The sequence below is a fragment of the Bacteroides sp. GM023 genome, assembly GCF_014750685.1.
Lineage (GTDB): Bacteria > Bacteroidota > Bacteroidia > Bacteroidales > Bacteroidaceae > Bacteroides.
This window is the reverse complement of record NZ_JAAXGE010000006.1, coordinates 132,107-146,029: the sequence shown is the minus strand read 5'-3', so window position 1 is coordinate 146,029 and position 13,923 is coordinate 132,107. Positions and strand designations below refer to the sequence as shown.

The window sequence follows — 13,923 nt, the reverse complement described above, 5'->3', positions numbered from 1 at the left end:
TACAATTTACTATTTAGGGTATCAGTTGTGAGACAACCGGCAATACACTTTCACCAATCATGTGGCTGACCCAGAAGGGAGCCATACCCAGTCCGGCTACACAAACGATGAGGCAGATGACAGCTACACGTTCGTCCCAGGTTGCATCAGTCAGTGTGAGGTGGTGCTTGTTGGTGCAGGTTCCGTATAGAATCTTACCTACCAGGCGCAGGATATAGACTGCTGTTATCACAATCGAAGAGCAGGCGATGATGGTCAGTGTACGGTGGAATACATCGTTGTTCTGGAAAGAACCGACGAAGATAGTCATCTCGGCAATGAAACCGCTTAATCCCGGCAGACCGAGGTTGGCAAGACCGGCAATGACATAACATACGCTGAGGAATGGCATCACTTTCATCAGACCGGCAAGCTCGCGAACGTCACGGGTGTGAGTACGTCCGTAAATCATACCAATTAGGGCAAAGAACAAGGCTGTCATCAATCCGTGTGAAAGCATCTGAAGGATAGCTCCCGTCGCTGCTGTCTGATTGAGCATCAGGATAGCGAAAAGAACCAGTCCGCAGTGGGATACAGAAGAATAGGCGTTGATGTATTTCAAGTCTGTCTGTACGCAAGCGGAGAAAGCTCCGTAGACAACAGAGATACCTGTCAGTATCAGGAATATCCAGGAAAGTTCGTTAGCTGCTTCCGGCATCAGGTACATGGCGATACGGAAACATCCGTAACCACCTAGTTTCATCAATACTCCGGCATGAAGCATGGATACGGCTGTCGGGGCGGAAGCGTGACCGTCGGGACTCCAGGTATGGAACGGGAAAAGAGCACCCAACACACCAAAGCCGAGGAAAGTCAGCGGGAACCAAATACATTGTTGTGCAAAAGGTATATTGTGCAGTTGCGCGATTTCAAGCAAGTTCATGGTGGTAGCTCCCGAACCGAAATAGATTCCGAGGATACCGATCAGCAGAAAGGCGGAACCGCCCATCAGCATTAGCGTCAGTTTCATGGCTGCATATTCTTTGCGTCCCGAACCCCATACGCCGATCAGCAGGTACATAGGTATCAGCGCTATTTCGTAGAACATAAACATGGTGAATAAGTCCACGGAGATAAAGAACCCGAATACTCCCATCGACAACAGGGTGAACCAAAGGAAATATTCTTTAGTCAGCGGTTGCAAACGCCAGGAAGCAAATGTTCCGGTGAATACGATGATGGCGGACAGTAATAGCATGGCTACCGAGATTCCGTCGACGCCTACCGAGTATGAGATATGAAGAGGTGCATACCAAAGGGTATCTGCACGGAATAGCATTTCTGCTGTGTTGCCGGCACTACGCTCTCCCAAATACATGAATGTAAGTACGACAGAGGCAATCAGAAGTGCCGATGCGCCAGTAACCATAACCCCCCGGATGGCTTTGATTCCTCGTGCTGCCCAAAGTCCGGCCAGCATCAATAAGGGGATAAGTACGAATATTGATAAGAAATTCATCTTTATTATTTACTATTTAAAGATTTACTATTTACTATTTAGAGAATCAGCAGCAAGATAAGCGCCAACGCACCGCAGAGGAACACATACGCATATTGCTGTACCTGACCGCTCTGCAAACCACGGATTTCGTCGCTTGTAGTATTGGTAGCCCATGCCAGGAAGTTGAAGAATCCATCTACTACATGACGGTCCCACCAGGCGATAGGGGTGGAGATGCAGCGGAAGATAATCTTATGCGTAATGAACTGGTATATATCATCAATATAGAAACGATTATAAGCAGCCTTGTGCAATCCCTTGAACTGTTTAGCCAGTGAATCGGCAACAGGCTGTTTGGCATTCTTATACATCCAGGTCGCGATCGCAATAGAAATAATGGCAATAACAACGCTTGTGATAGCTACTGACGGGTCGAGATGAATGGAATAAGATTCACCATTCGAACTGATAAAGTGCCCGAAAGGAATAAATCCGGCTCCACAAGTAACGGCTGCCAGGAACATCAACGGGAAAGTCATAGCTAACGGACTCTCATGAGGTGTATGATGTGCATGCAACTCTTTGTTTTCCTTGCCCCAAAAGATACCATAATAAAGACGGAACATATAGAAAGCAGTCATAGCAGCAATTACCGTCATCACCCAACCCATTACAGGACTGTATTGGAAGCAAGCTGCCAAAATCTCATCTTTCGAGAAGAAACCGGAGAATGGGGGAATACCCGCAATGGCAAGACAGGCAATCAGGAATGTCCAGTGAGTGATAGGCATATATTTGCGTAATCCGCCCATAGCCGACATTTCATTGGAGTGTACTGCATGGATAATGCTACCTGCACCCAGGAAGAGCAATGCTTTAAACATGGCGTGTGTGAAAAGGTGGAACATAGATGCCATATATCCCAATCCCCCTTCGTGTGGATTCATTGAAGTACAAACGCCCAAAGCTACCATCATAAAACCAATCTGCGAAATAGTGGAGAAAGCGAGTACACGCTTGATGTCCGATTGCACACAAGCTACGCTTGCTGCATAGAAAGCCGTAAATGCACCTACCCAAGCAACCATATGCAATGTATTCGGAGCATAAGCGATGAAAAGCGGGAACATACGTGCCACTAAATAAACTCCGGCAACTACCATCGTAGCCGCATGAATCAATGCACTGACCGGAGTAGGACCTTCCATTGCATCGGGCAACCAAATGTGTAACGGGAACATCGCACTCTTACCGGCACCACCCACGAACATTAATCCGAGAGCTAATGGAAGCATGGCAGCTCCACCGCTGACCAGTGATACCGTATCGGGAGTGAAACCGAACGTTCCGCCATAATATCCATAAATCAGGATACCGATAAGGAAACCTAAGTCAGCAAAACGAGTGACAATAAATGCTTTCTTGGAAGCGGATACTGCCGCAGGTTTTGTATAGTAGAATCCGATTAATAAATAAGAACTTACACCCACCAACTCCCAGAAGAGATACATCTGGAAGATATTTGTAGCTACTACCAGTCCCAGCATAGACATTGTAAACAGGGAAAGGAAAGCATAATAACGTTGAAAACCAGTCTCGCCTTTCATGTAGCCGAAGGAGTAGATATGTACCATCAGTGACACGGTGGAGATGACAATCAACATCATCACAGATATAGGGTCGAGCAGGATGCCCAAGTCGAAGTGTAATGTCTCTGTAAAAGGAAGCCACGTGAAATTATAAGGTATCAGTGTGGCAAATGTTCCGTCTTCCAGCCGCGGGGCGGAGAAATATTGGAAAGCAGTCACATAGGACAGCATCGCTACTGTTCCCAGCACCAAAGTACCGATGATACCCGCCGTCCGATGCGACATCCATTTTCCTCCTATTCCCAGTATAAGGAAGGAGAAGAAAGGAAGAAGGAGTATTAGAATTGTTAGTTCCATACAGTTTATTTTAATTACTTATATTATTATTACTTATACTTATCATAAATCCGTCCATCCGAATGGAAACCTGGAAGTGGCACCTTGCCACCGCCTCGCTTTTACCATTTGAGGTCGTCGAGGTTGCGTACCTGGATGCTTCGGAGATTACGGTAGATATTAATCATGATGGCGATGGCTATGGCAGTTTCCGCAGCCGAGATGGCGATGGAAAACAGGGCAAAGAAATAGCCTTCCATTCCTCCCGGGAAGAGAAAACGGTTGAACACGGCGAAGTTGATGTCCGTGGCGTTCAGCATTAACTCTACGGAAATCAGGATAGCCAGCGTGTTACGGCGGGTAAAGAATCCATAGATTCCTGCAAACATCATGATGGTAGAGACTACCAGGTAATATTCCATGTGTATCATATTCAATTCAATGTTTGATAGTTAATACTTTCGTTCTTATCTCTTTCGGGCAATCATGATACCACCGATGATACAAGCCAGCAATAAGATACTGACAGCTTCGAAAGGTAATACATAGCCGTATTTGTCACTACTAAGCAAGGCGTGTCCGATGGCATGGATGTTTATCTCCTGCGGGGCAAGATTGGCTGTCTGCATAAAGTTATGTTTCAGCGTGATAAACAGGATAATTGCCAAGCCGGCAACCATCGTAAAGAGTCCTGCCAGGAACCTGCTTCGTTTTAGTTTCTCGGCTCGGTCGCCCTCTCCACTGGTCAGCAGGATGGAGAATACATAAAGCACGACGATACCACCGGCGTAAACCATGATTTGGACAGAACCCAAAAAGGTATAACCCAGCAAGAAATAGATGCCGGCCGTGCCGAAAAGCACGAAGAGCAGGTAGGTAGCCGAGCGGACAATGCGTTGGGTAGTCACCGTCATGATGGACATAGCAATAATAAATGCTGCCAAAAAGTAGAATACTACTGTTTCAAGTGTTGATCCCATATCTAAACTTCTTTTTTCTTTTCTATTACTTTACTACCGTCGTGATTCAGTTTCAGGACGAGCTTCGTTCTGTCGAATACGGCATGTTCGAAGTTTTGGTCGAACGTAATCGCATCGTGCGGACAAGCATTCACACAAAGCTGGCAGAACATACAGGCGCCCAAGTCATATTCGTAGGTCGCCAGGATTTTCTTCTTCTTGCCGTCTTCTGTTTCGATAGTTTCGCTGGTCACTGTGATTGTGTCGTTCGGACAAGCTATCTGACACAATCCGCAGGCTACGCAGCGATGTTCATTATTCTCATTGTGGGGCATATTCAGCGTTCCGCGGAATCGGTCGAACATTTTCAGTTCTTTCCGGTTCTCGGGATATTGCTCGGTCACTTTCTTGCGGAAGTAAACCTTAATGCTGGTTTTCATCCCCGTCGCCAAGGTGCTGATGGCATGAACCAACCCACCTAAATATGTATATTCTTTATCTTTATATTCCATAATCCTTATTTATCAAAAATGGAAGCCGAAGGCTACGCAACATGCCATTAATAATAGATTTACCATAGAAATAGGAACCAGGTATTTCCATTCCAAGTTCAGAATCTGGTCGATACGCAGGCGTGGGAAAGTCCATTTAATCCACATCAGCAGGAATACCACAAAGAATGCTTTACCGAAGAACCAGATGAAGCCGGGGATATAATCCATTACGGCATTGAATCCATCCAAGCCAACGATGTGCAGCGGCATCCATCCTCCCAGGAAGATAGTAGCGGCAACACTCGCTACGATAAACAAGTTCAGATATTCTGCCAGGTAGAAGAAACCGAAACCCATACCGGAATATTCGGTGTGGTATCCGGCAGTCAGCTCACTTTCCGCTTCGGGAAGGTCGAACGGGCCACGGTTACATTCAGCGTTTCCGGCAATCAGGTAGATGATGAAGGCAATCACGGCAGGGATATGTCCCTTGAAGATAAACCAGCCATTGGCTTGTCCTTCCACGATTTCAGAGAACTGCATGGTTCCCATCAGTACCACCATCGTCATGATGCTCATACCGACAGAAAGCTCATAACTGATAATCTGCGCACCACTTCGCATGGCACCAATCAGAGAAAACTTATTGTTACTACCCCAACCGGCAAGCAAAATACCAACCACTCCGATGCTGGAAGCTGCCAGTAGGAAGAATACACCTACATTGAAATCCAAAATCGCCGCTCCCTTATTAAAAGGAATACAAGCGAACGTGAGGAACGAGGCGATAATCACCATGAACGGAGCCAGGTTGTAGAGGAAACGGTCAGCGCCTTTCGGCATGAAGATTTCCTTGGTCATCATTTTGAGCACGTCGCATACCACTTGGATAGAACCCCATTTACCAACACGGTTCGGGCCGAGACGGCACTGGAAGAAACCGCAAACCTTACGTTCCATGTAGATTAAGATGATGGCGAGGATGGCATACAATGCAACGATGCACACGCCGACAGCCACACATTCTATAAAGATGGCCAATCCTTCCGGCATAACGGAGAGGAGTAGCTCATGTATCCAGTTTGTTACTATACTAAAGTCGAACATATATTTTAAGACCTAATAATTAATACTTATCTGTCAATATCAGGAACCACATAGTCCAGTGTTCCGCCGATAGCAATCAAGTCGGCAATCTTCGCTCCGCGGCAGATGGTGTCGACTGCGGCAACAAGCGGCAATCCCGTAGCGCGGTAGTGCAGACGATAAGGCATCTTGTCACCCTGGCTTTCGAGGAAAACACCGAACTCACCACGGCTTCCTTCCACAGCAGCATAATAACTGCCTTCGGGAACACGGATGATGGGCTTCATCTTCTCCTGATACGGCCCTTCGGGGATATTGTCTATTAATTGCTCAATGATGTTCATACTTTCCATGATTTCATCCATACGCACGAGGTAACGGGCAAAGCAGTCACCTTCCGTATAAACGATTTCTTTGAAATCCACTTTGTCATATACACCATAAGGGATTCGCTTGCGCACGTCGCAAGCCCAACCCGAAGCACGGCCTGTACCACCGGTACAGCCGAAAGAGATGGCATCTTCACGACTTAGCACACCCACACCTTTCATACGACTTTGAGCAATGACGTTGCCTGTAAATATATCGTGATATTCGTGGATAATTCCTCTCATATACGGAATGAACTCTTTTACCCGTTTGACGAAGTTAGGATGAAGGTCAGCCTGTACGCCGCCAATCGTGTTGTAGTTCATAATCAAACGTCCACCGCATGTTTCTTCGAAAATATCGAGAATCTTCTCACGGTCACGGAATCCGTAGAAGAAAGCCGTCAATGCCCCCAAGTCCATGGCAAGAGCAGAGAAAAACAACAAGTGAGAGTCGATACGTTGCAATTCATCCATAATCGTACGGATATACTGCACGCGTTCGCTGACTTCGATACCCATCGCCTTCTCGATACACATACATAATGCATGACGGTTCTGATGTGCACCCAAATAATCAAGACGGTCTGTCAGAGCCAGTGTCTGCGGATAGGTAAGACTTTCATTCATTTTCTCGATACCACGGTGGATATATCCACAGTTCGCATCAATCTTACGGATGATTTCACCTTCAAGAGAAACACGGAAACGCATTACACCGTGAGTTGCAGGGTGTTGCGGACCGATATTGACTACATATTCTTCTTCTCCGAAGAGTTTGGTTTCTTTGTTTTTGATTGTTCCGTCCGGGTTCAACTCAATTTCCTGAGTTGTATCGAATGTTTCCTCATTGGTCATGCAGAGCGGATTATCTTTCTCTGGGTCGTTGTCTTTGCGCATCGGATAACCTATCCAGTCGTTACGCAAATACAGACGACGCATATCGGGATGACCGATAAAGGTGATACCATAATAATCGAAAACTTCGCGTTCGTAGAAGTCAGCTATCTTCCATATATCGCTGACAGACGGTATTTCCGGCAGGTCACGGTTGATTGTCGCAGTTTTCAGTGCTATCCGTTCGCCCGTGATAGTAGATTCCAGATGATAGACTACGCCTAAACCGCGGAGTTTCTCCGGAGCGTCTTTCTCATCCGCCACTCCCCAGTCCATACCGGTGAGGCTTTCGAGAAAGTCCATCTGCTTTTCATTTCGCAAGCGCAGCATCTCGTCGTGTAATGCTGCAGGGGCTATAAATTGTATTTCTTGCATAAATCCTTATTAATTAAGAATGTAGAATCATTCTTCATCTTTTATATAATCCGGTTTCTTCTCTTTTCTGTTCACTCCACCAAAGAACTTCTCTATCTTCACTTTGCGTTGTAACTGCATCATGCCATAATAGAAAGCCTCGGGACGCGGCGGACATCCGGGAATATACACATCTACCGGAAGAATCTTGTCCACTCCGTTCACTACGTGGTAGGACTTCTTGAAAGGACCACCGCTGACAGCGCATCCACCTACGGCAACCACATATTTCGGGTCGGGCATTTGGTCGTAAAGCCGCTTCAATACCGGAGCCATTTTGTTAGTGATTGTTCCGCATACCATAATCATATCGGCCTGGCGCGGACTGGCACGGGCTACTTCAAACCCAAAGCGGGCCATGTCATAACGCGCGGCACCCAGTGCCATAAATTCGATACCGCAACAACTGGTAGCGAAAGTAAGCGGCCACAGCGAATTGCTGCGTCCCCAGTTGATAAAGTCATCGAGAACTCCGAGAGCGACGTTTGCCCCTCCGGCATTGAGTTCCCTGACCAACTTTTCCAATGATTCATTGTCGATGAACTCCTCATACGGAATTGATTTTATTTTTGGCTTTTTGGTTATTTCCATTCCAAAGCTCCTTTCCTCCAGGCATAAGCAAGGCCCAGAACTAGAATAATAAAGAAGAAGAGAACACTGATAAGTCCCTGCGGCCCCATTTCACGCATGACCACCGCCCACGGAAACAGAAAAGCTGTCTCAACGTCGAACATCAGGAACAGGATAGCAAACAGGTAGTAACCTACACGGAACTGCATCCATGATTTACCACGTGTCGGGATACCACATTCGTAAGCTTCAAACTTTTGCACATTGTACGAACGGGGTGAAATAGCACGCGAAAGGGCTATCACTACACCGACAAAAGCAAGTGCTGTCAGTAAAACAACAACTAAAAATGTAAAATTCATAATTCAATAGCTGTTTAGATTGAATATTATAGAAATCAACAACTAGCTTATCCACCCTCTGGGGGAAAACCAACTGTAATATAAATGACGAGCAAAAAAGTCGACTGTACTGTTGTCTAAACCACAATCTTTCTTAACCCATATATATAATAGGAGATAGGATCGTAGAAATAAGTAGGAGTTCGGGGCGACGCAGAATCGGGCGGACTTTGAAGTTTGTAATGTTCGCAGAAATAAGCTATCAGCAATAGCATACTCTTATCTGCCGGAACATGTGCAACTTCCGTATGACTCATGTCGCAGGATTGGGTAGAATAGAAGTTATAAAGACGTTCCAAAGCATTGTGTACCGGATGGTCCTGGGATACATAGCACTTCTCTTGCCGATAAGTCGGCAAGGAAACTTTGCAAATATTTTCCATTGTTCCATCTGTGGCACAATGAATAAGCAAAGTCAGTACTAAAAGTAGTCCGAATTTTAAGCTTTGTTTCATCTTTCTCTTTTAACGGCTGCAAATATAGGACTTATATTTATACTTTTTGCAAAGTCCGGGTGGCAAAAAAGGTTTTTTAGCACTCGACTTGATTTATATCAACTCTTTACTTAGTTTTTCTTCCAAAAGTCAGAAGTAAAGAGCAATAGCACTGTAAATAATTCCAAACGTCCTAAAAGCATCAAGAAAGAAAGCAGCCATTTGGCAGCGTCGGGTAACTCACTCCATGAAAAAGCAGGGCCGCAGGTACCAAGTCCCGGTCCCATATTACCCATACTTGAGATAACTGTCCCCACTGATTCCAGGAAACCGACTCCAAGACCCATCATGACAAGTATGCTGATAAGGGCAATGACCGTATACAAAAAGGTGAAGGCCAGTACTGTCGATTGGATGGAAGGGGAGATAACCTGCTTGTTTACCCGTACTGGAAGTATGGCATTAGGATGCAGGATATGTTTGAATTCATTTTTTACTACTTTGAACAGGATAACCATGCGGATACACTTGATACCACCTGTTGTACTGCCTGCACAAGCTCCGATAATCATTACAATGAGAAGGCAGCCCCAAAGAATGGAAGGCCAAAGCATATAGTCGGCTGTGGCAAATCCCGTGGAAGTCTGCAATGAAATCACTTGGAAGAGTGATTTGCGGAATGCTTCTTCCACACCCATCGTAGAAGTCAGGTGGAGCCAGGCAGCAATAAATATCGTGAAGAAGGAAACACAAATAAAATAAAACTTCAGTTCCGCGTCGTGGATAAACTTCTTTATCTTACCATTAAACATTAACAGCAGCAGCGTGAAGTTGATACCTGACAGAAACATGAAGATAGAGATAACATAATCTATATAAGGAGAGTGGTAATACTCAATACTAGCCTGTTTGGTAGAGAAGCCGCCGGTACTGGTCGTTGTGAAGGCGTGGCATATACTGTCGAATATTCCCATACCACCGAATACTAACAGTACAATCAATGTTCCCGTCATGCCGGCATAGATTCCCCAAATCCATTTGGCGGTAATGCCAATACGGGGGTGTACTTTGTCGTGAGTAGGGCCACTGGCTTCTGCGGCAAATACCTGGATACCGCCTACACCGAAGATAGGCAGAACGGCAATGGTAAAGAATACAATACCCAAACCGCCTATCCATTGTGTCATGGCACGCCAAAAGAGTATTCCGTGGGGCATTGATTCGATATTATTCAGGATAGTGGCACCCGTACTGCTGAAACCGGACATGGTTTCAAAGAATGCGTCGGTGACACTTGGGATATATCCTCCTATATAATAAGGTAACATTCCGAAGAGGGAGAACGTAACCCATGCTGCACTGACAATGACATATCCGTCACGGCGGTTAAGTGATTTCACCGCACCTTTGCCGATGGCGAGCAATATAAAACCGATACTGGCTGTGATAGCTGATGAAATCAGGAAGCTTTGCAAATCATCCTCTTTGTAGAAAAGAGAGACAACGCTACAACATAGCAACATAACTGTTTCTATGAGCAGCAGAAAGCCCAAAATCCGGAATATCATCTTTGAATTAATCATAAATAATACCTGATACTTAATACCTAATTAAAGAATTTCTCGATTTTCTTAATCATCATACTCAAGCAGAATACCACTACATGGTCGCCCGGCTGAATCAGCGTATCACCGGTAACCAGTATTCCTTCTCCGTTGCGAATCATACCACCGATGGTAGTTCCTTTCGGGAGTCCCAGGTCTTTGATTAGATGTTTGGTTATTTTTGCTCCGGCAGGCACAGTAAACTCTGCAACATCCGCATTGGCAAATGTAAGACATTTCACATTGGAAACGTCAGCGTCCAGCATCATTTGATAAATATGGCTGGCGGCAATCATCTTCTTATTGATAACGGTACCGATGTCAAGACTTTCTGCCATGCCGATATAGTCTATATTCTCCACTTCCGCCACTGTCTTTTCCACGCCCATGCGTTTGGCGGCAAGACAAGCCAGGATATTCGTTTCGGAATTTCCGGTCAGGGCAACGAAGGCTTCGGTATTCTTCAGTCCTTCTTCGATAAGAAGGTCCATGTCGCGGCCGTCACCGTTGATAATCATTGTTTTGTCATCCAATAATTCTGTCAAGCGGTTACAGCGGTTGATGTCGTTATCTACGATTTTCACCTGCATATAGTCAGGCACGTATTGTGCGGTACGGACGGCGATGCGGCTTCCGCCCATAATCATCACGTTGCGCACGTCGGCATAATCTTCCTTGCCGGCAATCTTACGTATATAAGGAATATATTTACGGGTGGTAGTGAAGTAAACAATATCATGCAATTTAATCACATCGTCTCCACGCGGGATAATCGTTTCCGTACCGCGTTTGATGGCTACTACGTGATAAGGGATATCCGGTGCACCCAGTTCATAAAGAGGGATATTCAGAATCTCTGCTTTTTCGCGCATCTTCGTACCAATCAGTACGAGAGCGCCGCCGCAGAATTCCCACCATTGGCGTACCCAACTCATGCGCATGGAAGATACGATTTCTTTGGCAGCCAACATTTCCGGATAAATCAGTGAGTCCACTCCCAACTTTTGGAAGAACTCTTTATTCTTGGGCAGAAGATATTCGTAGTTGTCGATACGTGCCACCGTCTTTTTAGCTCCGAGGTTGGTAGCCAGCATACAGGCGGTCATGTTACGGCTTTCGTCCGGGGTGACTGCGATAAACAAGTCGGCTTCTTTGACACCTACCTCTTTTAAACCGGAGATAGAAGAAGGAGAGGCGGTCACTGTCAGCAAGTCGAAGTTAGCGCTAAGGGCACTCAGTTTATCTTCGTCATCATCCATCAGGATAATATCTTGCTTTTCGCGCGATAACAGTTTGGCCAAATGGGTGCCTACGTTGCCGGCACCGGCAATAATAATCTTCATGTCAATTGATAAATTCTTTTATTTTAGTCAGAATACCTTCCTCGTCCATGCCGCAGACATGATAAAGCTCATTCACCGAACCATGTTCCACAAATATATTGGGGATGCCGATACGCTTCACGGTCGGCTTGTATTCATTGTCCGCCATAAATTCAAGGACAGCGCTACCCATACCCCCTCTGATGATACCATCTTCAATGGTAAGGATACGCTCGAATTTGCGGGCTACTTCGTGCAGCAACTCTTCATCCAGCGGTTTCAGGAAACGCAAATCGTAATGGCCGATGGATTTGCCAAGCTCGGCTTCCGCCTTGGCAATGGCACGGGCAGCCGTATTTCCTATCGGGCCGATTGTAATCACCGCAAGGTCTTCGCCATCCTTCAACTTCCTTCCTTTCCCTACCGGAATCTCTTCCAGCGGACATTCCCAGTCCACCAGAACTCCACGTCCCCTCGGATAACGGATAACGAACGGACCCTTATCCGGCAACTGTGCCGTGTACATCAATCGACGTAACTCGTGTTCGTCCATTGGCGAAGAAATAGTCAGATTGGGTATCGGACGCAGGCAAGCCATATCGAAAGCTCCGTGATGTGTAGGGCCATCCTCGCCAACCAGTCCGGCACGGTCGAGACACAATACCACAGGAAGATTCTGTATCGCTACGTCATGGATAATATTATCATGCGCCCGCTGCAAGAAAGAAGAATAAATATTGCAGAACGGTATCAACCCGTCCTTTGCCATACCGCCGGAGAAAGTAACGGCATGCCCCTCGGCAATACCGACATCAAATGCCCGTTTCGGCATTTTCTCCATCAGTATATTCATCGAACAGCCACTGGGCATGGCAGGAGTCACACCGACAATCTTCGGATTGGCTTCAGCCAACTCTACCAATGTATTTCCGAATACATCCTGAAAAAGAGGTGGCATTCCTTCCGTGTTGGCAATAAAACGCTCACCGGTGACGGGGTCGAACTTCCCCGGAGCATGCCATTCGGTGGCATGTTCTTCCGCCGGAGCGAATCCTTTTCCTTTTATAGTGTGCAAATGCAGGATTTTGGGTCCCTGCAAATCTTTAATATCATGCAATACCCGGGCGAGATTCCTTATATCGTGCCCGTCTATCGGACCGAAATAACGGATATTCATCCCCTCGAAAATATTCTGTTGCTGTGCAGCCATTGACTTCAGACTGTTGCCGAAACGTATCAGTGCCTTGCGGCGGTCCTCGTTCAGGATACCGAGCTTGAACAGCACGCGTGACATTCTGAAACGTAGCTGGTTGTAACGGTTGGAAGTCGTCAGATTGAAAAGATACTGCTTCATGCCGCCGACACTGCGGTCGATGGCCATATCGTTATCATTCAGGATAATAAGCAGGTTGTTCGGAGTGACGGATGCGTTATTCAGTCCTTCGAAAGCCAGTCCGCCACTCATAGAACCATCACCGATGATGGCTACCACATGGCGTTTGGAATCTCCTTTTTGCGCGGCGGCAACGGCCATACCGAGAGCGGCGGAGATAGAGTTTGAAGCGTGTCCGCACGTGAAAGTATCATATTCGCTCTCTTCCGGTGATGGGAAAGGGCGGATTCCACCAAACTTCCGGTTGGTAGAAAAAGCTTCACGACGTCCTGTCAGAATTTTATGGCCGTAAGCCTGATGTCCCACATCCCATACAATACGGTCATAAGGCGTATTGTAGATGTAGTGCAGGGCTACAGTCAGTTCCACTGTCCCAAGACTGGCGGCAAAATGCCCCGGGTTGCAGCAGAGTTCTTTAATAATGTCTTGCCTTAGTTCATCGCATACTTCCGGCAGTTGTTCTACGCTTAGCTTTCGTAGGTCTTCGGGGTAATTAATGGAGTTTAGCAAGTTATATATCGGTTCACTATTCATGATTCTAGGAAATTTAGTGCAAAAGTACGAAAAGAAAGTATA

At 46.2% G+C, this 13,923-nt stretch carries 13 protein-coding genes; all 13 read right to left on the bottom strand.

Annotated features, from left to right (window positions below; translation table 11 throughout):
- Positions 1–13 precede the first annotated feature (13 nt).
- On the bottom strand, positions 14–1,498 hold the full coding sequence (locus tag HC965_RS14310; protein ID WP_191032101.1) for a NuoM family protein: 1,485 nt from the start codon (positions 1,496–1,498) through the stop codon (positions 14–16).
- A 38-nt stretch (positions 1,499–1,536) separates the two neighbouring features.
- Complete coding sequence (gene nuoL, locus HC965_RS14305) at positions 1,537–3,426, bottom strand: NADH-quinone oxidoreductase subunit L (protein ID WP_191032100.1); 1,890 nt, start codon at positions 3,424–3,426, stop codon at positions 1,537–1,539.
- 101 nt (positions 3,427–3,527) lie between these two features.
- Positions 3,528–3,836 (bottom strand): NADH-quinone oxidoreductase subunit NuoK, encoded by a 309-nt coding sequence (nuoK, locus tag HC965_RS14300; protein WP_007764713.1) that lies wholly within the window; start codon positions 3,834–3,836, stop codon positions 3,528–3,530.
- A 36-nt stretch (positions 3,837–3,872) separates the two neighbouring features.
- Entirely contained in the window at positions 3,873–4,385 is a 513-nt protein-coding gene (locus tag HC965_RS14295) for an NADH-quinone oxidoreductase subunit J (RefSeq protein ID WP_024986401.1), read from the bottom strand.
- Between the two features lie 2 nt (positions 4,386–4,387).
- Positions 4,388–4,876 (bottom strand): 4Fe-4S binding protein, encoded by a 489-nt coding sequence (locus tag HC965_RS14290; RefSeq protein WP_191032099.1) that lies wholly within the window; start codon positions 4,874–4,876, stop codon positions 4,388–4,390.
- A 12-nt stretch (positions 4,877–4,888) separates the two neighbouring features.
- A complete protein-coding gene (nuoH, locus tag HC965_RS14285; RefSeq protein ID WP_191032098.1) occupies positions 4,889–5,965 on the bottom strand; it encodes an NADH-quinone oxidoreductase subunit NuoH in 1,077 nt (358 codons plus the stop codon).
- A 26-nt stretch (positions 5,966–5,991) separates the two neighbouring features.
- Positions 5,992–7,584, bottom strand: coding sequence for an NADH-quinone oxidoreductase subunit D (locus HC965_RS14280; protein ID WP_191032097.1), 1,593 nt, complete (start codon positions 7,582–7,584; stop codon positions 5,992–5,994).
- A gap of 27 nt (positions 7,585–7,611) precedes the next feature.
- Positions 7,612–8,214, bottom strand: coding sequence for an NADH-quinone oxidoreductase subunit B (locus HC965_RS14275; protein ID WP_191032096.1), 603 nt, complete (start codon positions 8,212–8,214; stop codon positions 7,612–7,614).
- A complete protein-coding gene (locus tag HC965_RS14270) occupies positions 8,205–8,555 on the bottom strand; it encodes an NADH-quinone oxidoreductase subunit A (RefSeq protein WP_191032095.1) in 351 nt (116 codons plus the stop codon). Before HC965_RS14270 ends, HC965_RS14275 begins: the two co-directional genes overlap by 10 nt.
- Positions 8,556–8,671: 116 nt before the next feature.
- Entirely contained in the window at positions 8,672–9,049 is a 378-nt protein-coding gene (locus HC965_RS14265; RefSeq protein WP_191032094.1) for a hypothetical protein, read from the bottom strand.
- 110 nt (positions 9,050–9,159) lie between these two features.
- Positions 9,160–10,611, bottom strand: coding sequence for a TrkH family potassium uptake protein (locus HC965_RS14260; protein ID WP_191032093.1), 1,452 nt, complete (start codon positions 10,609–10,611; stop codon positions 9,160–9,162).
- A 23-nt stretch (positions 10,612–10,634) separates the two neighbouring features.
- The gene (gene trkA / locus HC965_RS14255; protein WP_167962435.1) at positions 10,635–11,975 is read right to left on the bottom strand and encodes a Trk system potassium transporter TrkA; all 1,341 of its coding nucleotides are present in this window, start codon (positions 11,973–11,975) and stop codon (positions 10,635–10,637) included.
- A 1-nt stretch (position 11,976) separates the two neighbouring features.
- Positions 11,977–13,881: a 1-deoxy-D-xylulose-5-phosphate synthase gene (gene dxs, locus HC965_RS14250; protein ID WP_191032092.1), complete on the bottom strand. Its 1,905-nt coding sequence runs from the start codon at positions 13,879–13,881 to the stop codon at positions 11,977–11,979.
- Positions 13,882–13,923: the final 42 nt, after the last annotated feature.

Bases quoted from the DNA above. Each gene is read 5' to 3' on its own strand.
- HC965_RS14310 (WP_191032101.1), bottom strand. From the start codon at position 1,498: ATGAATTTCTTATCAATATTCGTACTTATCCCCTTATTGATGCTGGCC.
- nuoL (WP_191032100.1), bottom strand. From the start codon at position 3,426: ATGGAACTAACAATTCTAATACTCCTTCTTCCTTTCTTCTCCTTCCTT.
- nuoK (WP_007764713.1), bottom strand. From the start codon at position 3,836: ATGATACACATGGAATATTACCTGGTAGTCTCTACCATCATGATGTTT.
- HC965_RS14295 (WP_024986401.1), bottom strand. From the start codon at position 4,385: ATGGGATCAACACTTGAAACAGTAGTATTCTACTTTTTGGCAGCATTT.
- HC965_RS14290 (WP_191032099.1), bottom strand. From the start codon at position 4,876: ATGGAATATAAAGATAAAGAATATACATATTTAGGTGGGTTGGTTCAT.
- nuoH (WP_191032098.1), bottom strand. From the start codon at position 5,965: ATGTTCGACTTTAGTATAGTAACAAACTGGATACATGAGCTACTCCTC.
- HC965_RS14280 (WP_191032097.1), bottom strand. From the start codon at position 7,584: ATGCAAGAAATACAATTTATAGCCCCTGCAGCATTACACGACGAGATG.
- HC965_RS14275 (WP_191032096.1), bottom strand. From the start codon at position 8,214: ATGGAAATAACCAAAAAGCCAAAAATAAAATCAATTCCGTATGAGGAG.
- HC965_RS14270 (WP_191032095.1), bottom strand. From the start codon at position 8,555: ATGAATTTTACATTTTTAGTTGTTGTTTTACTGACAGCACTTGCTTTT.
- HC965_RS14265 (WP_191032094.1), bottom strand. From the start codon at position 9,049: ATGAAACAAAGCTTAAAATTCGGACTACTTTTAGTACTGACTTTGCTT.
- HC965_RS14260 (WP_191032093.1), bottom strand. From the start codon at position 10,611: ATGATTAATTCAAAGATGATATTCCGGATTTTGGGCTTTCTGCTGCTC.
- trkA (WP_167962435.1), bottom strand. From the start codon at position 11,975: ATGAAGATTATTATTGCCGGTGCCGGCAACGTAGGCACCCATTTGGCC.
- dxs (WP_191032092.1), bottom strand. From the start codon at position 13,881: ATGAATAGTGAACCGATATATAACTTGCTAAACTCCATTAATTACCCC.